The 22,709-nt window shown below is 42.7% G+C and carries 20 protein-coding genes and 1 tRNA gene; 5 read left to right on the forward strand and 16 right to left on the reverse strand.

Annotation, left to right across the window (positions count from 1 at the left end; genetic code table 11):
• Positions 1–110: 110 nt before the first annotated feature.
• Both JEZ96_RS03450 and JEZ96_RS03455 read right to left on the reverse strand, forming a co-directional pair.
• A tRNA-Leu gene (locus tag JEZ96_RS03450) sits at positions 111–197 on the reverse strand.
• A 293-nt stretch (positions 198–490) separates the two neighbouring features.
• Entirely contained in the window at positions 491–2,071 is a 1,581-nt protein-coding gene (locus tag JEZ96_RS03455) for a bacteriohemerythrin (protein ID WP_061782815.1), read from the reverse strand.
• 303 nt (positions 2,072–2,374) lie between these two features.
• Between JEZ96_RS03455 and JEZ96_RS03460 the strand changes: the two genes are divergently transcribed.
• Positions 2,375–2,506: a DUF3149 domain-containing protein gene (locus JEZ96_RS03460; protein WP_011790653.1), complete on the forward strand. Its 132-nt coding sequence runs from the start codon at positions 2,375–2,377 to the stop codon at positions 2,504–2,506.
• 116 nt (positions 2,507–2,622) lie between these two features.
• Here JEZ96_RS03460 and JEZ96_RS03465 read toward each other — a convergent pair whose 3' ends face one another.
• A complete protein-coding gene (locus tag JEZ96_RS03465) occupies positions 2,623–3,234 on the reverse strand; it encodes a superinfection exclusion B family protein (RefSeq protein WP_011790652.1) in 612 nt (203 codons plus the stop codon).
• 169 nt (positions 3,235–3,403) lie between these two features.
• Between JEZ96_RS03465 and JEZ96_RS03470 the strand changes: the two genes are divergently transcribed.
• Complete coding sequence (locus JEZ96_RS03470; RefSeq protein ID WP_025007861.1) at positions 3,404–5,050, forward strand: ATP-binding protein; 1,647 nt, start codon at positions 3,404–3,406, stop codon at positions 5,048–5,050.
• Positions 5,051–5,067: 17 nt separating this feature from the next.
• Here the strand turns inward: JEZ96_RS03470 and tcdA are convergent, their stop codons facing one another.
• On the reverse strand, positions 5,068–5,880 hold the full coding sequence (gene tcdA, locus JEZ96_RS03475; protein ID WP_025007860.1) for a tRNA cyclic N6-threonylcarbamoyladenosine(37) synthase TcdA: 813 nt from the start codon (positions 5,878–5,880) through the stop codon (positions 5,068–5,070).
• 937 nt (positions 5,881–6,817) lie between these two features.
• Between tcdA and JEZ96_RS03480 the strand changes: the two genes are divergently transcribed.
• Positions 6,818–7,879 carry a porin gene (locus tag JEZ96_RS03480; RefSeq protein ID WP_014609921.1) on the forward strand — a complete coding sequence of 354 codons (1,062 nt, stop codon included), beginning with the start codon at positions 6,818–6,820 and terminating at the stop codon, positions 7,877–7,879.
• A 104-nt stretch (positions 7,880–7,983) separates the two neighbouring features.
• On the opposite strand, the gene queG is transcribed toward JEZ96_RS03480, so the two are convergent.
• Positions 7,984–9,186: a tRNA epoxyqueuosine(34) reductase QueG gene (queG, locus tag JEZ96_RS03485; RefSeq protein WP_025007859.1), complete on the reverse strand. Its 1,203-nt coding sequence runs from the start codon at positions 9,184–9,186 to the stop codon at positions 7,984–7,986.
• Between the two features lie 229 nt (positions 9,187–9,415).
• Here queG and JEZ96_RS03490 point away from each other — a divergent pair, with 229 nt between their 5' ends.
• Complete coding sequence (locus tag JEZ96_RS03490; protein ID WP_011790647.1) at positions 9,416–9,850, forward strand: DUF3069 domain-containing protein; 435 nt, start codon at positions 9,416–9,418, stop codon at positions 9,848–9,850.
• 233 nt (positions 9,851–10,083) lie between these two features.
• Here the strand turns inward: JEZ96_RS03490 and JEZ96_RS03495 are convergent, their stop codons facing one another.
• The 8 genes from JEZ96_RS03495 to JEZ96_RS03530 all read right to left on the reverse strand — a co-directional run bounded on the left by JEZ96_RS03495 (position 10,084) and on the right by JEZ96_RS03530 (position 19,207).
• Positions 10,084–11,772, reverse strand: a complete 1,689-nt coding sequence (locus JEZ96_RS03495; RefSeq protein ID WP_061782818.1) for an NAD-dependent malic enzyme — start codon at positions 11,770–11,772, stop codon at positions 10,084–10,086.
• A gap of 267 nt (positions 11,773–12,039) precedes the next feature.
• On the reverse strand, positions 12,040–12,504 hold the full coding sequence (locus tag JEZ96_RS03500) for a YehS family protein (RefSeq protein WP_014609922.1): 465 nt from the start codon (positions 12,502–12,504) through the stop codon (positions 12,040–12,042).
• Between the two features lie 149 nt (positions 12,505–12,653).
• Positions 12,654–13,928, reverse strand: coding sequence for an Nramp family divalent metal transporter (locus JEZ96_RS03505; RefSeq protein ID WP_061782819.1), 1,275 nt, complete (start codon positions 13,926–13,928; stop codon positions 12,654–12,656).
• Positions 13,929–13,986: 58 nt separating this feature from the next.
• The gene (locus JEZ96_RS03510) at positions 13,987–14,517 is read right to left on the reverse strand and encodes a PH domain-containing protein (RefSeq protein ID WP_025007857.1); all 531 of its coding nucleotides are present in this window, start codon (positions 14,515–14,517) and stop codon (positions 13,987–13,989) included.
• 506 nt (positions 14,518–15,023) lie between these two features.
• The gene (locus tag JEZ96_RS03515) at positions 15,024–15,524 is read right to left on the reverse strand and encodes a DUF4447 family protein (RefSeq protein ID WP_011790642.1); all 501 of its coding nucleotides are present in this window, start codon (positions 15,522–15,524) and stop codon (positions 15,024–15,026) included.
• Positions 15,525–15,554: 30 nt separating this feature from the next.
• Positions 15,555–15,962: an SMI1/KNR4 family protein gene (locus tag JEZ96_RS03520; protein WP_011790641.1), complete on the reverse strand. Its 408-nt coding sequence runs from the start codon at positions 15,960–15,962 to the stop codon at positions 15,555–15,557.
• A 155-nt stretch (positions 15,963–16,117) separates the two neighbouring features.
• Positions 16,118–16,903 carry a RelA/SpoT domain-containing protein gene (locus tag JEZ96_RS03525; protein ID WP_025007856.1) on the reverse strand — a complete coding sequence of 262 codons (786 nt, stop codon included), beginning with the start codon at positions 16,901–16,903 and terminating at the stop codon, positions 16,118–16,120.
• 219 nt (positions 16,904–17,122) lie between these two features.
• Positions 17,123–19,207, reverse strand: coding sequence for a M13 family metallopeptidase (locus JEZ96_RS03530; RefSeq protein ID WP_061782820.1), 2,085 nt, complete (start codon positions 19,205–19,207; stop codon positions 17,123–17,125).
• Between the two features lie 374 nt (positions 19,208–19,581).
• Between JEZ96_RS03530 and rsuA the strand changes: the two genes are divergently transcribed.
• Positions 19,582–20,289: a 16S rRNA pseudouridine(516) synthase RsuA gene (rsuA, locus tag JEZ96_RS03535; RefSeq protein ID WP_229781424.1), complete on the forward strand. Its 708-nt coding sequence runs from the start codon at positions 19,582–19,584 to the stop codon at positions 20,287–20,289.
• 74 nt (positions 20,290–20,363) lie between these two features.
• On the opposite strand, the gene JEZ96_RS03540 is transcribed toward rsuA, so the two are convergent.
• From JEZ96_RS03540 to JEZ96_RS03550, 3 genes are read right to left on the reverse strand one after another with little or no spacing between them, the layout of a single operon-like run.
• Positions 20,364–21,320, reverse strand: coding sequence for a DUF4097 family beta strand repeat-containing protein (locus tag JEZ96_RS03540; RefSeq protein WP_011790637.1), 957 nt, complete (start codon positions 21,318–21,320; stop codon positions 20,364–20,366).
• Positions 21,317–21,892 (reverse strand): hypothetical protein, encoded by a 576-nt coding sequence (locus JEZ96_RS03545; protein WP_025007854.1) that lies wholly within the window; start codon positions 21,890–21,892, stop codon positions 21,317–21,319. Before JEZ96_RS03545 ends, JEZ96_RS03540 begins: the two co-directional genes overlap by 4 nt.
• Positions 21,892–22,425 carry an RNA polymerase sigma factor gene (locus JEZ96_RS03550; RefSeq protein WP_011790635.1) on the reverse strand — a complete coding sequence of 178 codons (534 nt, stop codon included), beginning with the start codon at positions 22,423–22,425 and terminating at the stop codon, positions 21,892–21,894. Before JEZ96_RS03550 ends, JEZ96_RS03545 begins: the two co-directional genes overlap by 1 nt.
• Positions 22,426–22,709: the final 284 nt, after the last annotated feature.

Genomic DNA, 22,709 nt, shown 5'->3' on the forward strand with positions numbered 1-22,709 from the left:
GATCTTGAAGGGCATGTGTGTACCAACAAAAAGCTGGACATAAAGCGGTAAGTATCTAACAATGCTAAATTTTAGATACAAAAAAACCGACTTAATGTCGGCTATTTGTATGGTACCAGAGGACGGACTCGAACCGTCACGCTTTTAAGGGCGGTGGATTTTGAATCCACTGTGTCTACCGATTTCACCACTCTGGCACAACTTTGGAGCTTCAAAAACTTTGCAAATCTTTGCATCGTCTTTGCGTGTTAATCATTTTCAATTAACATTTTTAATCAACAGCTTAGTGAATTTGATATTGTAACACAGTGAATTTTGAATCCGCTGTGTCTACCGATTTCACCACACTGGCATTATTGCACTTAGAGACAACAATATCTTGCTATCGCTAAGTGCAGGGAATTATACCTTTGCCCATGACAATGGCAAGCCTTTTACCTAGGCAAACATATAAATTAGATTTAACCGCTCAAAAATCATGCTCTTGAGATTATTCTGCGCCATTTGAGAGTAAAAATGTCGTATATTCCTTGTCACTTTTTTGGATATGATTAACGAGCCAAGATCGCAAGAAAGACATTAGCTCATCGGCAACATCTTCTCCTTTTCCTACACGTGTCTGAAAATCAAGAACTTGGCCCACAAGTTGCCCGTGTTTTTCTTTATGACTTTCACTTTGAGGATAACCAAAACGCTCAAATAGTTCTTCTTCATAGGAAAAATGGTTTGCAGTGTAATCCACCAATCCTTGTACTATGCGTTTTATTGCTTCTAGGCCATAGTCTTCACTTAATGTCCTATGTAATTCATTGATAAGCGATACTAACCTTTGATGTTGACGGTTAATTTCTGGCATACCTATATCAAGTTCTGGCCCCCATGTGACAAATAACTTACTTAATGCTTGGTTTGAATTAAATAACGCTTTATCCACATGGAATCGATGTAGTAACGAGCCAATTTCCTGCGACATGTTATACACCTTAAGACTTGATAAATTCGTGTTATTTGTACGATGTGCATTGTTTAGAGCGAGTTTTGCTACAGCACAGATATTGTTATTAATTTCTTCTGCAACTTTATATTGTTCTTCAGAGGCAGTGGCTATTTGGTGAGACATATCCGTAATAGTATTAACTTGAACGGCAATATCATTGAGGGCGTGGTGTGCTTGGTTAACCATCAATGCTGTTTCATCTGCAAGACTGACATTGTGCAACATGACTTCAAGCCCTCTATGGGCTCCTTTTTGTAATCCTGCAATCTGTTGCTGAATTTCGACAGTGGCTTCTGAGGTTCTCTTTGCAAGATTACGCACTTCATCTGCGACAATGGCAAAGCCGCGGCCATGCTCACCTGCTCTCGCACTTTCAATGGCAGCATTTAAAGCGAGTAGGTTAGTCTGTTCTGCGACTTGTGAAATGGTTTCGATAATACTGCTGATGTTATTTGTATCGGCGGCTAAATTTTCAATAACATTTTTAGTGTCATGGAGTTGCTTTGTCATTCCATTAATTTTATGGACAATATTTCCCATGATGTGATCACTTTGTTTGGCTGAGTTCTGAGCCATATCAGCGGCCTTAGCTGTGCTGGCCGCGTTTTGTGAGACGGCTTGTACCGTTGAAACCATTTGTGTTATTGCTGTCGCTGCGAGCTCAGTTTGATGTTCTTGCTCTAATACGCCTTGTTTTGCTTGCTCACTGATAACTTTGATATCTGAGGCAACATTTTTCATTCCTTCGCAGGTATCTGACAGAGACAAAATAGTACGACTAACGTCTTCTCCCATGCGGTTGATGCTACGCACAACCTTGATAAACACGCCTGCATCTTTTTCATCTACCTGGTAACTTAAATCCCCATCTCCTAGATGGCGGGCCGCATGTTCAAGTTTGCTTAGGTTATTAAACAGTTTATAAATATAAAAAAATAATACTGCTGCAAGCAGGAGTAGGCAGAGTGTAGCAATGATATGTCGATCTATGATTAGACAATAAAGGGGATAAACGAGTAGCAACAGAGGAAAGAAGGTTGAACGATATATGATCGTGTTCTTTTGAACTGTCATTTTTGGCTCCTTCAAAAATGGGACTGATTGGCGGAAATGAGAGAATCTATGTGTCAGAACCAGTCTCTTTAGCATCTCGATGGCTGAGATAGTTAATCCTAGCGGTTAACGCAATAAGAAACAAAGGTAATACCTTGATCTATGACTAAATACTTTCTTGGTCAAACTTGATTCGTGTCACACAATTTTTCCAAGATGAGCGTTTTGTATGGCAATGTTGGTTTTTTATTGATCAGGATCAGTGTTTAGTTAAATAAGGAAAGCTAGTTTAGAGGGGACTTCACAGGAACGAGGATCTCAGTCATGGCATTTTGGTTAGATTTAATGTTTGGTAACCCTATCGGTTTACTCTCAATGATTGTTATCTTTAGCACAATAGGGATAATTTCTTATATCACTTGGATGTTTATTGTGAAGTCAGCACAACAGCCGTAGTTTTTGCTTCCATTGTTTATTATATTCTTTGTCACAAATTGCACATTATTATGGGGGTCTTAGATAGCCCCCATTTTTTATGTCCGTAATCTACACCTACACATTGTTTGTTGGTGCTAGATAGCATGTTTACGATTTTGTACTAGACCATTCAAAAATTGTGGTCTTGCTTTGATCAAATGCTGCATTTCTTCTTGGCTTGGTTCGCCTGCGGGTAGCCGAAGTACATCACGATTTAAATAGATGCGCGCTTTCATCGAAATTTTGTAGTCAGCCGTTGGGCCTTGAATGGCGTAATGACGTTCGTTACCAAGGTTTTCTAAGATACAGGCGTTTAGCAAACTTTTCACAGCAGGTTCATTTTGCGGTAGAGTCAAAATAGTGGCACCTTGTAAGAAGAACTCACGTAAAAGTGCTCGCTCTGCGCGGTCAAGCAAATTCACTTTAGCTTCTATAGTTTCGGTAATACGCTTATCACTCAAATGGCGAATCGATTCATCTAGCCCTAAGTTCAGTAATTGACTTAAAAAATAAGCAATAGAAATGATGAGTCCTAAACCTACAAAATGCGCGTGTTCAGGTACAAATTTATCAAGTGCCAGTATTTCTAACACATTGAGTGGAATAGATAATAAAACGACACAACTCACCATTAACCACAGCATGATTTTGAACATCATTTTCTTAGGGCTAAAGAACTTAACTGAATCAAGTTTGAGTTTTAACATAGCATTATCCCAGTGACAAAAAATTGAACTTGTTGACTAATAAGCAAATTCAATGCCATTTGTTGGAACGTAATTGATGGATTTTTATGGTGGATAAAATGCACAATTTAAAGCATCGGGTCTATGCTTATAAACATCTCAAGCCGCTCTCGTGCATAGAAAATTTAAGATGCTGACATTCTTTAGCCAATTAATCAAAAGCCCGATAGGCAGGCATCTTACCCTGTCTATCATCCTCTTTAGCTCTTTGATCACTTTAGTGACGACAGCCTATCAACTGGTAAACGATTACCAAGGTGATATTCATCGTATCGATAGAGTTTTTTCTAACATTGAAAAGGCCAATTTAGATGTGTTGGCTGCAAGTGTGTGGGTGATAGATGAGCGGTTAATTAATACCCAGTTAAATGGGCTTATCCAATTGCCTGATATTAAATATATTTCGGTTAGGGATGATAGTGGCCAGTCTTGGAGTTCTGGAACACGGCAGTCTGAGCAGTCCCTCGATAGGGTTTTTCCTTTAGTCTACAAATCACCAACTGAAAATATCAATGTTGGTATGCTAGAAGTTCAAGTGGATATGGATGCGATTTTTCAGCGCCTCTATGACAAAGCAATCCTTATCCTATTGTCTAATGGCATTAAGACCTTCTTAGTTGCTGGGTTTATTCTTTTCTTAGTGTGGTACAACATAACCAAACATCTCGATAAATTGAGTCATTACTGTAAGCAGATCAACCTTGACGTTGAATGTGAGCCCCTCCAATTTGCTCGAAAAGAAAAAGCTGATGAGTTTAAGCAGGTTGCTGATGCTATCAATAATATGCAGAACCAATTGAGGCATTCCTTTGATGCACTTAAAAACTCTAAAGCCGACTTACAAATTGCCTTAGAAGATAGAGAGCGACTCCTCAAACTGGAACGTAGTTACAAAGAAGAACTCGCAAGGCAAGTTAAAGAACGAACCCTCGAATTAGAACAATCCCTTGCAGCATTAAAACGTGCGCAGCAGGTATTGGTTGAACAAGAAAAAATGGCGGCATTGGGAGGATTAGTGTCAGGTGTTGCCCATGAAATAAATACACCGATTGGCATTTGTCTTACTGCCGCGAGCGCACAACTTAGTCATATCGACGAGCTTATTGAACTGATCCATAGTGAGCACGCAACCTTGGATGAAATCAATGCCATTTTGGATGAATACCAACAGAGCTGTGAGTTGATTGTTCGCAATATCAGCAAAGCAAGCAGTTTGATCCAAAAATTTAAGACGATTGCAATTGATCGCAGTCAAGAAGAACATCAATGCTTTAACTTACATGAGCAGCTTAATGAGATTTTTGAATCGTCATTGCTGATGCATCCCAATATCGAGGTTAAAGCAAATATCCTTGTTGAGCCGGAGTTAAACATTAAAACAAACATAAGTTTACTTAATCAAATGGTCAGCAATATTCTCTCCAATGCGTTTACCCATGCATTCCAACCTCGAGAAGCTGCTCTCGTACAGGATAATCTTATTCAAATAGATGCGAGCATTGATGAAGGTTTTGTTCATATAAGCATACAAAACAATGGGGTAAAAATACCGCCAGAAGTTGCAGAGCATATGTTCGAGCCATTTTTTACAACGAGTAGAAGTAAGGGCGGGACGGGATTAGGGCTATCAGCCGCATTCAATGCGGCAACTTTATTAAATGGCACTATGAGTTACCAAGCCGATGCCTCTTTAGGTGGTGCGCAGTTCAACATCAGTCTTCCTTTTGTTCAATGTGACTTAGCTCCGCTTAATCAGTATCACGAGTTTCAAATATAAGCGATTTTTAGCTTATCTTATTGGTCTGCCTGATTAGCAATGTGTGCCAACCTTGATAATACACGGCTTGCAGCGACAAAACCAAAGGTGCCTGTGACCATAGTGACAGCACCAAAGCCGGAAGCACAATCCATTCGCATGCTACCATCGGCGGTTGCCTTAGCGTTACATACCGAACCATCTGCTTGGGGATACACTAACTGTTCACTGGAAAATACGGCATCTATAGCAAAACGACGTTGCACGTTTTTAGAGAAGTGATATTCACGGCGTAAAATATTACGCACTTTAGCCAGCAGAGGATCTTGATAAGTTTTAGCGAGATCGGTGAGTTGAATTTGGGTAGGATCGGTTTGACCACCCGCGCCACCGACTGTCACTATCTTGATCTTTTGCCGTTTACACCAAGCAATAAGGGCTGCTTTTTGCTTTACCGCATCAATACAATCAATAACATAATCGATGTTGCCGCCTTCTTTGGCGCCAAGTAAATAGTCACCTAGGTTATCAATAGTGATAAAGTCTTCAATTTCATTAACTTGGCAATCAGGATTAATATCACGGATCCGTTGTGCCATTACTGCAACTTTTGAGCGACCAATTGTTGATATTAATGCATGAATTTGGCGATTAGTGTTGGTCACGCAGATATCATCTAGATCAATTAAGCTAATTTGCCCTATACCACTGCGTGCTAATGCTTCTGCGGCCCAAGTTCCTACGCCACCAATACCAACCACCACCACATGGGAACGGGCAAATTTTGCTAACGCCTTTTGTCCGTATAAACGGCCAATTCCACCAAAGCGATTCTGATAGGCTTCAGTCATCAATACTTACCTTCTATAAGACGTTAAAAAAGCGCTCTCCCTATCAAGGCTTTGGTAAAGCCAAGATACAGGTCATTGCTGAACATTAAAAATGCGCAGTGGATTCTAAACGATTTAACCTAAAATTCGAAATCAATCTCTGCCCTTGTAAAGCGGTATTGATGAAGATTTGAATGTTAATAAGTTGATGATAAAGAAGGTAAACTGAATATTGTGATCATACTATTGAATAAAGGTATCAAAATAGTGTTTTCAATATGTAAATCAATATGATGAAAATCATGCCATTTTAAGTGTTTGTGATCTATATCGCATTTTACTTTATCCCGTCTATGCAAACTCTGCCGCGCAATATCGCTAGTTCAGTGTGAGTTAATTAGCGCCTGAGTTCTAATACTATGGTCTATGCTACTCCACCTGTTTCAGCGGCAATCTTATGTTAATTGATACGAAATAGGGCTTAGCTGATATTGGATGTACTGTAGGTTTATATGTTGATTTTAAACTGAATTGTTCAGTTTTTTAAAACTGTGTTTGAGGTGAAAATAGTTGTTTCTACCGCTTTTTTTACCCACTTATAGCTAAAAAACATACATAGACCTGCTTTATGACAAACTTGCTACAACATTAGTATATGCTACAGTTAGCGTCGCCGACTCACTTAGGCCTATGCGTCTGCTATACCTCTTAAGTAGTAAGTGAAATATGCTGTTTTACTGCTTTCATGCCAAATTGTGGTCAAGATATGGGGAAATATCCTAAAAAAGTTTGAATAAAGGCAAGGAGAACCAAAAACTTGATCTACGACACAGCCTGCAAGTCGTAAAACTGTAAAAATCGGCGGCAACTTTGTTACCGATAACCAGTAACAAATGTGTAAAACCACACAAAAACCATGAAAAATGGATAAGAACTTAGGTTCGAGGGAGCACAAAACATGAAAAAGACATTCATCTCTGCATCAGTTGCATCAGTATTGGCATTGGCTTCATTCGGTGCGCTAGCCGAAGGCCCAAGCTTCTATGGTCGTTTAGATCTAGCAGTGACTAATACTGATTCAAGCACTACTCTACAAGGCAGCACTAAAGGTGCAACTATTGGTGAGAGCGGTACTTATCTTGAGAATAACTTCTCATGGTTAGGTGTAAAAGGCTCTGAAAAAGTTGCCGATGGCGTAGATATTGTTTACCAAATGGAGTTTGGTGTTGATAACACTACTAATTCTGGTAATACATTCAATGCTCGTAACACTTTCTTAGGTTTTAAAACGGTTGCTGGTACAGTGTTAGCGGGTCGTAATGATACCGTATTTAAACAAGCTGAAGGTAACGTTGACGTGTTTGGTAACACCAACGCCGATATCGACCGTTTAGTGAGCGCTCAAGCGGGTGCTGGTCGTAGTGGTGATGGCGTATGGTACTATTCTCCAAAAATTGCTGATTTAGTGACTCTGAACGCGACTTATTTATTTGATGATAACTATGGCACTTCAGAAAGCATGTATGCAGTAAGTGCGACTTTAGGTGATAAAGCATTTAAAGAGCAAAACTATTATTTAGCCGCTGCTTATAACAAAGCTATTGGTGGCGTAGATGCATACCGTGGTGTGGCTCAAGCTAAGTTTGGTGACTTTACTGTTGGCGGTTTATTCCAACATGCAGAAAGCATTGTGAATGATAACCGTGATGGTAACTCATACTTTGTGAACGTAGTGTACAAACTACAAAACGGTGTGAATCTGAAAGCCGAATACGGTAAAGATGAAGCTGGTTTCGGTAGCTACTTCAAAAACGCATCAGGTCTTAACAACAATATGACCGTAGATTTGGATGACGTTAATGTTGATCAAATCACTATCGGTGCTGATTACCGTTTAGTTAAATCAACCTTGTTGTTTGCACACTATGCACACTATGAAGGTGATTTCAAACAAAATGGTGTTAAACAAGATCTAATTGAAGATGATGTTGTTTCTATCGGTGTACGTTACGATTTCTAATATCGTTAATTGATATTGATAAAAAAACCTACTGCTTGCAGTAGGTTTTTTATTTTCTAGGCGCTAAAAGCGCATGGCTGATTGACCTTAAGTTCTCCTTCCGCTTAGGCGTCGCGGGGTAAGCCTTTTTCAATAATTCGTACCATTCGCGCTGTTTGACGGCGTGATTTTTGTTGTACTAGAGTGTTACTCGCAGCAAGGCGTGATTGCTGTGCATCGATGGCCCACTGAATATGTTCCAGTACCATTTCATCCACGTCGGCACTTTCCTGACGGTTAGTCAGTGCCTCTAAAATAATGGGGTTTGCAGGTGCATTACCCAGTGCTACAGCAATATTACGTAGCCAGCGTTTATGGCCAATGCGGCGAATGGCGCTTCCTTCAGTTTGTTTAAGAAACTCGGCCTCACTCCATGCAAAAAGACTAAGGAGATCAGGTTGTTTTAACTGAGGACGAATATGAAAGTCGATTTCGGTTGTGAGTGGCGCTTGACGATTAATAGGGCATACAAGTTGGCAATCATCACAGCCATAAATTCGATTTCCCATCAGCGGTCTAAATTCTTCTGGGATAGCACCTTGTAGCTCAATGGTGAGATAGGAAATGCAGCGTCTGCCATCGACGACATAGGGTTCTACAATTGCCCCAGTAGGACAGGAGGTCATACAGGCAACGCATGTGTTACATGCTTCCTGAATAGGAATATCCACGGGCAGAGGTAGATTAATAAAGAGTTCTCCTAAAAAGAACCAACTTCCCGAATCATGGTTAAGGATAAGAGAGTGCTTACCTGTCCAACCAATACCCGCTTTTTCGGCTAAGGGGCGCTCAAGTACCGGTGCAGAGTCGACAAAGGGACGAAAATCAGCGGCATCAAAACCCAGTGCAATTAACTCTGCACTGATATGATCTCCGAGTTTTTTAAGTCGCGCACGGATTAATTTGTGATAGTCACGGCCACCCGCATAACGGGAAATATAACCTAAGTTGGGATCGGTGAGGTTGGTTGCAAAGCCAGCTTCAGGTGGCAAATAATCCATACGCACTGATATCACACGCACTGTACCTGGATGTAATTCTTGAGGGCGCGCACGCATCATGCCGTGGCTAGCCATATAGGCCATTTCACCGTGATAACCCTTGTCTAGCCATGTCTGGAGCTTAATTTCTTCACTCGTTAAATCAGTATCGCAAATACCAACCCGTGCAAATCCTAATGCTTTTCCCCAACCTTTAATTTTCAGCGCAAGTCGAGAGAGTATCGCGGCATCGGGATAATTGGACTTAGGATAAATACTGGGCGACATGGAAATAGTGAAATGGCATTGTAAGGTGGCAATATGATACCAGTTTTACGCTCAATGCAGTGAGTTAACTCAAGCCGTTTGGAAGTCCAGAAGATGTCACTTTGCATTCAGAGGGCGATCAAGGTATAAACCTCTTCATATTATGACACTATTATCGACCTGATATTTTTCGCATATTGCCATCATTTTTAGCCATAAAAGTTATTACCGCATAGATTAGAGAGTTTGCATGATTTATTTATCAGATAGTTACCGCAAAACTGCGGAGCAAGTTTCTTTCAATGTCGCCAATAAAGTACTCCCTATGGCGACATTGCCAGAGAGTTTGTTGGAGGCTTACCAAGGCTTATACACTGAACTCTTGGAAGACCGAGAAGGTAAATTTAACCAAGCGTGGGCATCTTTACCCGCCAGTGCGCGTAATTTGATGGAACAAGCCGCATTCCACGGTTTCTATATTGCCAATGCTTGGTTGCAATTAAGCCGTGTCGCCCAAGAGATTTCTGAGCAAGCCGATACCGATAGTGCAATCCAAGAGCAAGAATACAATGGTATTTTTACGCGTTTAGCTAATGAGTCATTAAAAGAAAGCCTGCGTAAATTAAAGAAAGCCCGCACCGATCGTTCTATGCTCAATAGCTTTAAGCAAGTGATGGCGCCATAGCGTTGCACTGAAATCAAGCCTAGTGCTGAAATTAACCTAGTGCTGAAATTAACCTAGTGCTGAAATTAACCTAGTGCTGAAATTAACCTAGTGTTGAAATTAACCTAGTGTTGAAATTAACACTGCGCCTGAAGTTAAAAAGCCCACTACTGTAAAGTAGCGGGCTTTTTACTGGTTTGCACAAACTCAGTTAAGCTGTTTTGCCGCAACGAGCGCCGCGGCAATGGCCAGCCTTAGAATGAGGTACGTTTATAGCGGCGGTATTCTGGTTTCCAGAAATTACCTTCAATTGACTGCTGCAAAATCTCATCGCTCATAGGTAGCGTTAACCCTTGTTCTACCGCGACTTTGCCTACTGCGAAAGCAATGTGCTTACTCACGGCATGGATATCTTCCAGTTTAGGCAGTAATGGGCCTGTACCATCGATTGCCAGTGGCGAACATTCGGCAAGTGCGCGGCTTGACGCCATCAACATGGCATCGGATACATGACGTGCGCCAGACGCTAATACGCCTAAACCAATGCCGGGGAAGATAAAGCTGTTGTTGCACTGGGCAATTTCATAGGTTTCACCATCGACAACGACTGGCTCGAACGGGCTGCCTGTCGCCACTAATGCTTGGCCCGAAGTCCAATGCAAGATGTCTTTAGGTGTCGCTTCTACGCGGCTGGTGGGGTTCGACATAGGGAAAATAATCGGCCGAGCACAATGGCTGTGCATAGCACGGATGATTTCTTCGGTGAAGAGACCCGGAACGCCAGATACCCCAATCAGCACTGTCGGCTTGGCGTTGTTAACCACATCGAGCAGTGAAATATTGTCGCTGAAATTGCTCCAATTTTGGATATTGGTGCATTTTTGCGCCAATTTTTGCTGGAATGGCAACAGGTTAGGCATGTTATCTAGCAATAAGCCCCAACGGTCAACCATACACACTTGGGTGCGAGCTTGCTCGTCGCTGATCCCTTCAGACACCATTTGTGCCACGATAGCTTCGGCAATTCCGCAACCGGCGCTACCAGCACCGAGAAAGGCGATACGTTGCTGATTTAATTCAGTGCCCGCAGCCTTACACGCGGCGAGCAAACAGCCAACGGCAACCGCAGCGGTGCCTTGAATATCATCGTTAAAGCAGCAATAGCGATCCTTATAACGCTCTAGGATCGGCATGGCATTCTTTTGGGCAAAGTCTTCGAACTGGATCAAAGTATCCGGCCAACGCACGTGGACGGCTTGCATAAAGGCTTCAATAAACTCGGCATATTCTTCGCCACCGATGCGTGGATGGCGCCAACCCATATACATAGGATCTTCTAACAACTGCGGATTATCTGTGCCTACGTCTAAGGTAATGGGCAGGGTATAAGCCGGACTGATACCGCCACAGCTAGTGTAGAGTGACAGCTTACCGATAGGGATCCCCATGCCGCCAATACCTTGATCGCCAAGGCCTAAAATACGTTCACCATCAGTGACTACTATGATTTTAACTTTTTGGCGAGTCGAGTTATTGAGGATGTCATCGATCCTATCTTTGTTCGGATAGGAGATAAACAAACCACGGTTGCGGCGATAGTTTTTCGAAAAACGCTCACAAGCTAAACCGACTGTCGGCGTATAGATGATGGGCATCATCTCGCTGATGTTATTTTGCACTAAACGATAAAATAAGGTCTCGTTTGTGTCTTGAATATTCCGTAGGTAAATGTGCTTGTCTAAGTCGTTATTGAAACTTCTAAATTGATCGTAGGCGCGAGAAGCCTGCTCCTCAATCGTTTCAATGGCGTAGGGGACTAAGCCTTCGAGGTTAAAGAAAATTCGCTCTTCTTCAGAAAATGCACTGCCCTTGTTAATCAGTGGGGCTTCAAGAATGGCAGGTCCTGCAAACGGAAGATAGAGGGGGCGTTTATTATCGTCCATGGGTAACCTTTGAGTTATTGTTTAAGTGGTCAATACGTGCTTTAAGTCACGTAAGGTTACCATGAAATGTGATCTTTGTTGTCCGCGGAAAGCGGTATTTGTGGTTTTTTTTACAGCAGCAAAAAAGTTCGCTGTTTAAAACAGGATTTTTGAGGTTGTTGAAGTGGAATTGCGATGCGCTTGTGTGTATCCAAACAAGCTTAGTATAGATAAACGTAGAGGTAAAAAAACGCAGCCTAAGCTGCGTTTGATGTCATAGATTTAGCGTTATACGCCGCGATACTTAAGTGATAAGCCGCGAATAAAGTTACGCAGTATTTGATCGCCACACTCTTTAAAATTCTTGTGGTCTGGATTGCGGAACAAGGCGCTTAGCTCTGATTTTGACATTTGCACTTCGGCTAATGCCAAAGTAGCGACTATGTCTTCTTCGCGCATTTCGAGAGCCACTCTCAGCTTTTTAAAGATGAGGTTGTTGTTTAAACGTGAAACGGGTGCGGGAATTTCTGCACCTTCACGTAAACCGCGTTTTTCTATAATAAGACCATCTAAAAACTGACATAGGGTCGTGTCGTTACAAGCTTTATAACCTTCTTCCTCTTCTTTACGTAGAAGATCAATCATCTCTTCGACAGGCACTTCTCTTCCAGCTTTGGCAAAAATTTTAATCATTTTTGCATTGCTAAAATCAAACACGAAGCGCAAACGGCGCAAAATATCATTATTAATCATGGTCATCTCTTGGCGCGGCTGCGCGGTCTGGTTTAAGAGGCAGTATTATATACCCAAAGCGCTTCAAAAAGCAGAATTCAGTGGGAATTTAGCGCCGTTGACTGGGTATGTTTTTTTAAACCTTGATTGCAGTTTGGCCATTTGACTCATTACCCTTTTATGACGTTGTACCAATAGATAAACAGTGCCGCAAAAATCAGCAGATAACTTAGGCCAAACCAAGACAGTAGTTTCATCTTAGTGCCATATCTGTCTATCTTGGGGAGCTGTTTGCTGGTCAATAAGCGGTAATTTAACCAAGCAAAAATGACGGTGGTCATAAAGGCCAAGATCATCACAAACTCGAGTAACGGTAAGAGTGCGCCTTTAAAGAAGAGGATCAGCAATAAGCCAAAGGCACTGATGGCGAGCATAATCCCTGTGAGACGTTTGTCTGAACTGGTCTTTGAGGTGAGTAACTGCCAGCCCATATCTAAGGTGCGACTATAACCATCGATCACTGTTACTGTGGTACTAAAAATACACAGGAACGCGACAATACCAATAAGATAACGACTCTCGCCGCCCATCACTTGGCTGTAAAGATTAATCAATTGATTCGCAAATTGCGCACCCGAATCTGAAAAATGCTCTCCACTGCCGTGCATGACCAATGCGCCAAGTGCGAGGAATACAATTGCGAGGATGGCGGTGACTAGATAGCCTAAGTTGAAATCCAGTATCGCTTGGAATTGAGTCACTTTTTCGGTCTTTTGTTTCTCGAGTAACCAGAGAGAATTCCAAGCACTGACTTCAATCGGTGCTGGCATCCAGCCCATCATGGCGACGAGAAATCCCACATGAGCCCATTGCCAAGGTGAAGGAGAGACAAAATTGCTCGCTAATGGTTGAGCATGATCCCAAGCTAAAGCCACGGCAATCAAAGTGGTTAGGGTGAGGGCGAACATGATGATCTTAGTGAGTCTATCGAGCAGTTGATAATGACCCAAAATCAGTAAAGCCAAGGAACTTAGCAATACCAGTAGGGCCAACCAATCAATGGGCAGCGGAATAAACTGGGTCAACATCGCCGCCGTTAACATGCAAACGCCCGCTGTGCTGGCGATGGCGGCGATAACATTGAGTCCAGTAAACAGCAGTAAGTAACCTCGGCCCTGTTTTAAGTAACCATGTAGCAGACTTTCCCCTGTGGCGGCCGTATAGCGGGCGCCAGCGGCAAAGAAGGGGTACTTAAGTAAATTTACCCCCAGAATAACCCAAGCTAATTGCCAACCAAATTCGGCGCCAGCGCGAGTGGATGCAACTAAATGGGAAGCCCCAATCGCGGCTGCAGCCATAAGAACACCGGGCCCCATGGCTTTAATGCCGAGCATCAGATGTGTCATCCAAGAGGATGATGTGGAGGTTACTGAGGATTCTGTCATCTTGTTATCAAAAAGACCTAACGTATTGAACTAAAATATTTTACTCAAGCTATTTATTTCATTTTTGACCGAGTAAGGCTTCTATTCGTTTTAGACTGGCAGCAATTTCGACCACATTTTGTAGAAGGATAGTATCCAACTGTGCTGGTGAATGGGCTTGGGGGATATGATGGCTAAGACGTTCTTTTTGTTCAAGAACAAGGGTTCTAAACTGAGGCGCATCAACAATGCCAACTAAACTAATTAGGGCACCAGCACCCGATTGTCCAGCGGTTTCAACCGTGAGCTTATGTAAACCAAATAAGCGCATAATTGGACCTTGGATCAATGCCATATCGGTAATTTTATCTAAAGGCACAGTGTTTTCGGTGCGCGTTAATATGCCGCGACGTACGATAAGTTTGTTATGGGTAAGCTGGGCACTCATATTGTTAATATAGCGACGAGTTCCCCACAATCCAATTGGAAACCAAAGCAATAACAAGGGAATACCTATGATACTCAGGCTAAAATATGCGGCGCCCGATAGCAGCCAATATAAGCCTAAATTGTCTGCAAACTTAGCTTGGTGAATGATGTTGTCTTCCATACTTTCTCCATAAATCCCGTTATTCAAGCTTATGATATGGCTGTGGTGTGTACTGCTATACAAGGATGATTATCTTGGGTTATCTCTCAATGAAAATACAGATTTTTAACATAGTAGGATATTCTTTTTTATCCTATGGTTTAGCAACCTATACCAATCGTATTAAATATCTGTTCATTCAGCGGGAGTTCAACGCGCTTTAGACAAGGCGAAGGCTTGAAGGCATAGCGGTCTCTGTCAAAAGCCTTAAACGCAGTATAAAGCGCGTTGAAACCCGCCCTTCGGGAGCCACACAGGCATCCCACTCCCGTGTTGCATTAACTTAAAAGGGAATGACCATTTTTGCGTCAATGCGCCTTGGATTGAGATGCCTGTGAGGCTCTGAACTGATTAGATATTTAATGTGATTGGTATTAGTTGTTTTGAAAGACTTTTGTGAGGGAATACTTCAAAAATAAAAAGGGCAGATATCAAGATCTGCCCTTGGTCTCGTGTGTTTTTGGGTTTTAAAGCTGTGTCGCTGCCCATTTTGCACGGCTTTCGCGGCTTTCGCTCATACCATGCTGCTCACGGTAGGCTTTATAGGCTTCAACATCGAGTGGGATTAAGCTGACATCTACTTCGAGTACCAGTTTGCACTCTTTCTTAATGCGCCATGCGGATGTGTTGTAGAGTTCCGTCAGTGGGAGTGAGCTTAAAAATTCTGGATTATATTGGCTATAAATGGCTTGGGTTGGATATACCACAAAGGCGAGTTGGCGCTTAGGTTCTTTTTTAAACAAGGCTTCAATACCATCAGTGGTATTGAGCACTTGCATCTCAATAATATCGTCGATTTCTAACAGCTTCTTCTGGGCAAGCTCTGGCGCCATTGATTCACCATTCTCCCAGGCTAAGACGTCGGCTTCAGTATGATTAGTCAGTTGACCTACTTGAGCAGGGCTTAGGCTAAGCGATTGGCGTAAGTAGCTCATTTCAATGGCGTTCAAGCCAATATTTTTAGACATAATGCGGTTCTCAAGTTCGATAATAAAAAATTAGTATTTGTTTTTTAACCAAATATCTTCAACCCATTCCCAGAAGGATTCCCAATAGATATCGGCAAAGTCACCATTTTTCCAAAAGTGCACTTGACCCTCTTGGTCGATGCAATAAAAGTCATCACCCATCTGACAAATGGCAATCATGTCCCTTGGCATGCCGATCGACCAAGCATAACAGGTCACTTCGGGGAGATAAGTGTGTGAATAGGGATCGGCAACGGTAACCGGTTCAATTGCACCATAAATGACATCACTGGCGTAAAGTAGATATTCTTTTAGCTCCCTTGGCAATGAAATGAGGATCTGCTCTTCCACTTCAACGAGTTGTTCAAATGTGGGTAATTCGAGCGGAACGGGCACGCTTTCACTGCGTTCTTGGAGTTGCTCAATAATGTCGTGCATGGCATTTCCTGCGGTTAGGGCTATGGCGCGGGATTATATACCCAAACAACCTGAAGATGCGAGAAAGCGGCTTTATACCACAGTTGGTATCAATAGATAAAAAGGCGCTGGCACCTTTACAGGTAACCAGCGCAAGAGTGGAAGCTGTTTTTGAGTTAGGCTACGGCGACTTTTAATAAACTGGCTTCATCGACTCGTTTATAGTTAAGCCACGCTTTATGATAAAGCTTGTGTGATTCTTGGCGCAGTTGGGCAATTTGCGCTAACTCAAACTCGCTCAATGGACGCTGTTGTTTGATGGCATTGGCTTCAATTATCTGCACTTTTTCATATACCTTGTGTTCAGGACCACTTTTGATATCGGCAATATCCTGTAGGTGTAGTTGCACTTCTGCAATCATGCCCGATTCGGGTAGGCGTACTAATAAGTTTAGGTCACGATAGCCAGAGGCTTTTGGTGTGGCAAAGCGGTTCTTTTGTTGAACAATTTGGGTTTGTTCACTCAATACTTGATAAACCTGCATAAGCTCTTGGATGCTATCGGTAACAATACTGGCTCTGGCAAGATCCGTAATTTTACGGGCATCACCGCTAAATTTTGTCGCCACTTTATCGGCCGCTCGTTGATAACTTTTGACTTCAGGAATAATGATATGTGCCTGAGATTGCGTTGTAATTTGCTCAAGTAATTGACTCAACTCGGCTTGAGCTTTATGGGCCTGTGAATATAAGTTTGCTAGGTTGCTTGAGGTCTGGAGTGGTATATCGAAGGTTTGGCTGCTTAGAGCATACAGACCTTGAAGATCATGACTTTGTACTTGTCTTGCACTGTAATTGCTGCGGTCTGTTTTCGTGTCATTGATATCTAAGGCGCTTGCAACGGTAGCTCGGCTTGATAATAAAAGTAGAAAAATAAAAAAAGTACGAAATAACTTAGTCATGCGGCCTACTTCCTTATGGGTGAGTTATACAGGTCACGCATCCACCATAGGCTTCTATTGCTTAATTAAAGCTGAACCAACCATGAAGACTTGTTCATCTTGCGCATCGGTTCATATTTATCGTCTAGTAGTTTTAGGTAATAAAAATGGCGCTATCTATTACAGATTGCGCCATTTAGTGGCTCAGCCAAGATGGTTGAGCAATGATTTAAATTTGGCTTACCAAATTTTTACGCGTTTTTCTGGGGCGATATACATGGCATCACCGGGTTTTACATCATATGTGCTGTAGAACTCTGGCATGTTAGATAGTGCACCCAGTGCGCGGAATTCTGCTGGAGAGTGTGGATCGGTCGCTACGCGGTTACGCATGGCTTCTTCTTTGGCTTTTGCGCGCCAAATTTGCGTGAAGCCGATAAAGAAGCGTTGATCGCCCGTTAGACCATCAATAACGGGAGCTTCTTTACCATTAAGCGATTTTTTGTAAGCGCGATAAGCGATAGTCACACCGGATAAGTCACCAATGTTCTCGCCTAAAGTTAAGCTGCCGTTGACGTGTAGATCGTCAAACACTGCGTAACCATCGTACTGTGCGATCAGTGCTTGGCCGCGAGCAGAGAATTCTTTCAAATCTTGCTCTGTCCACCAATCACGCATATTGCCCTCGCCATCGAACTTAGCACCTTGGTCGTCAAAACCATGGCCCATTTCGTGGCCGATAACCGCGCCAATACCACCGTAATTGACGGCATCATCCGCTTCCATGTTAAAGAATGGCGGTTGCAGAATAGCCGCAGGGAACACGATTTCGTTCATGGTTGGGTTGTAGTAGGCATTAACGGTTTGTGGGGTCATATGCCATTCGTCTCTATCAATTGGCGCGCCCAGTTTCGCTAATGACTTGGCATGTTCAACTTCACTGGCACGCATAGCGTTACCGACTAAGTCATCCGCTTTGATGGTCAGTTTGCTGTAATCTTCCCATTTGTTGGGGTAACCAATTTTAGGGTTGAATTTAGCTAACTTATCTGCCGCAGCCACTTTAGTGCTTTCGCTCATCCAAGTGAGTTCTTTGATGCTGTCGCCATATGCACCACGTAGGTTTTCAACCAGTGCTTGCATACGTTCTTTGGCTTCTGGGGCAAAATGGCGTTTTACATACACTTTGCCGACGACTTCACCCAAAATATTGTTAACCGTTGCTACACCGCGTTTCCAGCGAGGTTCTTGTTCTTCTTGACCGTTCAAGGTTTTAGAGAAGAAGGCAAAGTTTTCGTTATCGAGTTCTTCACTTAAATTGCTAGCAGCGTGTGTTAGCACTTGCCACTGCATATAGGTTTTCCAAGTGGCGAGATCCGTTGTCTTGAGGATGTCGTTTAGACCTTGGATATAGCTAGGTTGATTAACGATAATATCGGTTTGCTTATCGGCACCTAAAGCGGCTAAGTAACCAGCCCAATCAATATCTGGCGCTAATGTTGGTAGATCTTTCACTTGATATAGGTTGTAGGTTTTAGTGCTATCGCGGGTTTCGACCACATCCCAATGTTTAGCAGCAATGGCCGTTTCTAGGGCGAGGATAGCTTCTGCACTAGCCTTAGGATTCGCAAGACCAGCTAGGGTAAACATTTTTTCGATATGAGCTAAATACGCCTTACGGATATTCACGAAACGCTCTGACTCGTTAAAGTAGTAGTCTTTTTCTGGCAGGCTTAAACCGTATTGCCATAGGTGAGTAGCATAGCGGCTAGAGTTTTTAGCATCGATATCGATATAAAATGCCATAGGGGTACCCGCACCAGCGATTTGGCTGTGGGCGAAGTATTTCACTAATTCATTCTTATCTTTTAAAGCATTAATGGCATCCAATTCACCCTGAATTGGTGTCACGCCCAGTTTGTTGAGTGTGGCTGTATCCATAAATGAGCGATACAAATCGGCCACTTTTTGCTCGTCTGTACCAGCGGCTAAATTAGGTGTTGCAGCCACTTCTTCGATGATGGCTTTTACATCGTCACGGGATTTTTCACGTAGATCGTAAAAGGCACCAATACTAGTGCGATCCCCTGGGATCTCTGTGTTTTTTAACCAAGTGCCATTTACATACTTATAGAAATCGTCCTGTGGACGAACCGCTTTATCAAAATGAGCAAATTCAATACCTGAGCCTAAGGCTTTAGTGACGGCGGCGGCAGTGGCTGTTTGGGTGGGTTCAGGTGTCTTAACTTCAGCCGTTTTATCATTACAGGCAGTCAGACCTGCAATTAATGAGGCACAAAGTCCCCCAATGAGTACTTTTCTCATGTCATTTCCTTCGAGTTTATTATTGTGCCCATATCTGGGGCTGTTATTGGTCTAAATGGGATCGCTTCAGGCGCAACGAGATGTATGTTAATGCTTTACTAGGAAGCGAAACAAGGTGGTTACACGGTTTAGGTGAGATTTATTATCAGTGATATGTAACTAAAAATTACTACCGAGTGTCACATAGCCTAAAAGTGCAAACTTACCGTATGCAAGCCTTTTGAAGTTAGTGAACACTTAGTTCTGTTTATAGGTAAAGGCAAATAAACTTAACATATTGAAACTTAGGAGTAGAGATAGGTTGGGTATCGAACATTAAATCAGTTGAATTGCCCTTTAAGGTCATCGGCCTCATAATACGGCAGTTTTCTTTATTGAAGTTGAGTATTAACGTGCGTTTAGACAAATTTATTTGTGAAAGTACCTCTCTCACCCGTTCATTGGCCAAAAAAGCGTTGCACCGCGGTGATATCACCTGTGATGGCGTGGTTATTAAAGACGCTGGTTTTAAAGTCACTGAGGGAATGCAGATTTGCCTTGAGGGAGAACCCATTGTTTTAGTGGGTGAGCGTTATGTGATGCTCAATAAACCCGTTGATACGATTTGTTCAACCATCGATGAGGCTTATCCATCAGTGTTAAGTCTGCTCGATATCCCGAAGCCTGAAACCTTGCATATTGCCGGTCGTTTAGATGCCGATACGACGGGACTTGTGTTGATCACCAGCGATGGTCAGTGGTCACACAAAATCACATCGCCTAAAAAAGAATGCGGTAAGCGTTACTTAGTGCAACTAGCCGACCCTGTGGATGACGGCCTAATTGAGGTCTTTGCGAAAGGGGTTGCACTGCGTAATGAAGATGGTCTGACAAAACCTGCGGTCTTAGAGATTATTGATCCGCAACAGGTTCGTTTAACCATTACCGAGGGGAAATATCACCAAGTGAAGCGTATGTTTGCCGCTGTTGGTAACCTTGTGGTGGGATTGCACCGTGAACGTATTGGGCAAATTGAGTTAGATCCAGATTTAGCCCTAGGTGAGTGGCGTTACTTAACCGCTGAAGAGATCGCTTCAATCTGAAATACTCCATAAACTGAAGTACTCCATAACAATGCCGCCCAGCTGTGGGCGGCATTGTTGTTCACGGGAGGGGATTAACGTGTTTTGAGGATAAGATTACCGCTAATAGAGTTCATTTTTACCTCCGCAGTACCTGCACCTGTTTGGAAACTGAGTGACTCATTTGATATGTATTTTTGTTTTTGAGGCATATCTTGGCTTAAGCCATTTTTGATTTTTCCACTTGGGCCACCGTTTAAGTCAAAGTTGGCATCAGGTTGTTCTGGGAAGGTAAGCGTAATATCGCCGCTGACGCTGTCAACATTGGCTTTATCGAAGGTTTTTGCCAATGATATTTGAGTATCGCCGCTTACCGTTCTGACACTAATCTCTTTTGCTTTACTAAAATCGGCAGTAATTTCACCAGATACTTGTTCTACTTTAACTTTCTCGGCCAGTGTTTGACTGTTTAGATCACCACTCACGAGTCGATACTTGATTTCACCTTGACTTTCAGTGTCTTGAATTTTTCCTGAAACTGTCTCTAACATGACTTTACCTTCCAGCCCCTTCGTGGTGATGTCACCTGATACTGTGTGTAACGAAGGACTGCCACCAAGACCATCGGCGGTAATATTGCCACTGACACTATTTAAATCCAATTCACCTTTGACTTGGGCTATTTGCATATTTGCGGAGATAGTATCAGCGTTAAGTTTGACGGTTTTAGGCACTTTTATCGTGAGTTTTGAGCCTTTATCATCACTGCCGTTGTAGTGGCGAGGCATTTTATCTTCAATCGTTAAGTTATTGCCTTTTTGTTCAAAAACAAAACCTTCACTCAGTTCGTCGAGCGTACCTGTTACGCTGACTTCATCTTTATCCCAAGTCTGGATTTGTAGATCACCACGTTGGACTTTAATTTGCAGTTGGGTACCGCTAGTTATGCTCAATTGTTTGTCCACACTTTGGGCCGCAAATACAGTGCCCATTAAACCGAGATAGAGTGCTGAAGCTAATAGGCTCGCTTTTGTCAGATTAATGTTGCTCATAGGGTGTTTCCTTGTGTTGAGTTTTGAATAGGGAGTTTTTGGCCTTGTTGCAATAGATCGAGTTCACGTTGTTGCACCCAAAGCCAGAGTTGCCATAACTGTTTATCGGTTGGATTTGCTTGTAATGCCTGGTAAATCTGTAGACCTGCTTGTCTTAGTTCTGCGAGCCCTTTTTCTAACGGTGCACTAAAGTGACTCGTTTGCCAGAGGGGGGCATTTACTGAGTGTTCAAGAGCATCGACTTGCCCTTGGTGTGTGGCAGCAATTTGTGTCAGTAGGGTTTGTAATGCTTTATCACTTTCTGCACTTGTGCTCTGTGCGGTGAGTGGTGCATTTGGTGCCTCTCTTTGGTATTGGAAGCCCCAAAATACGGCTAATAACATTGCCGCCGCCATTGCCCATTGCGGCAATAGGTGCCGTGTTGGCGTAGGGGTATTCACATTAAGGTGCAATGGTTTATCCATACGTTTTTCAATTGTTTGCCAAAGATCCTGTTTGGGTACTAACGCCTTAGGGGCATTAGCAATCAATTGTTCGAGCTGTTCTTCACGGGAACGCGGTGGTAACGACATTACAGCATCTCCTGTAGTAATTGCTTCGCTCTGTGATATTGCGTTTTACTGGTACCAACGGCAATCCCAAGCAGCTTGGCGATTTCCTCATGTTGGTATCCTTCTATGGCGCAAAGTACGAACACCATGCGAGCCCGTTCAGGTAGTTTGAGGATAAGTTTATCCAAACCTTGATACCCTTCATCTGTGCTATGGGGTTCGATATCACTTTCAATGGGAATAAAACGCGCCCAAAAGGATTTCTGTTTACGAATACTGCTTAAAGCTTGATTCACACAAATGCTATGTAACCAAGTTGAAAATTGGCTATCCCCCCGAAATTGCGGCAATTTTTGCCACACGAGGATAAAACACTCTTGGGTAATTTCTTCAGCCTGAGCGACATGCCCACACAGGCGTAAAGCCAGAGCATAAATACGCTGATGATGGTTTACGTACAGTTGCTTAAATGCAGCACGATTTCCTTGGCTCGCGAGGGCGACAAGATCAAAGTCAGACATTGTGCTGTTGAGTGGGAGTATCCCTGCCGTCACTGTACTTTCCTATCATGCTGATTGAATGTTGTAGATTTGACGCCCTGAGGGGGGCAAAAGGTTTGGAGTCAGTGAAAAAAATTTTATCTAAGCCGCTATCAGCGAGTCTTACTAATAGGGAATTTGGCTATTTTGTCATAAAAGTGTCATATAACATGATGACATCCAAGTAATATTTTTAATTTTTCGCCGTTATTCAAGCTGTCTGCCAATTAAACTCGAACTATACTTTCTTAGGCGCAATCTATGTCACCACTTTCAAAAGAATACTGGTTTGTTATTGC

Source organism: Shewanella putrefaciens (genome assembly GCF_016406325.1).
GTDB classification, from domain to species: domain Bacteria; phylum Pseudomonadota; class Gammaproteobacteria; order Enterobacterales; family Shewanellaceae; genus Shewanella; species Shewanella putrefaciens.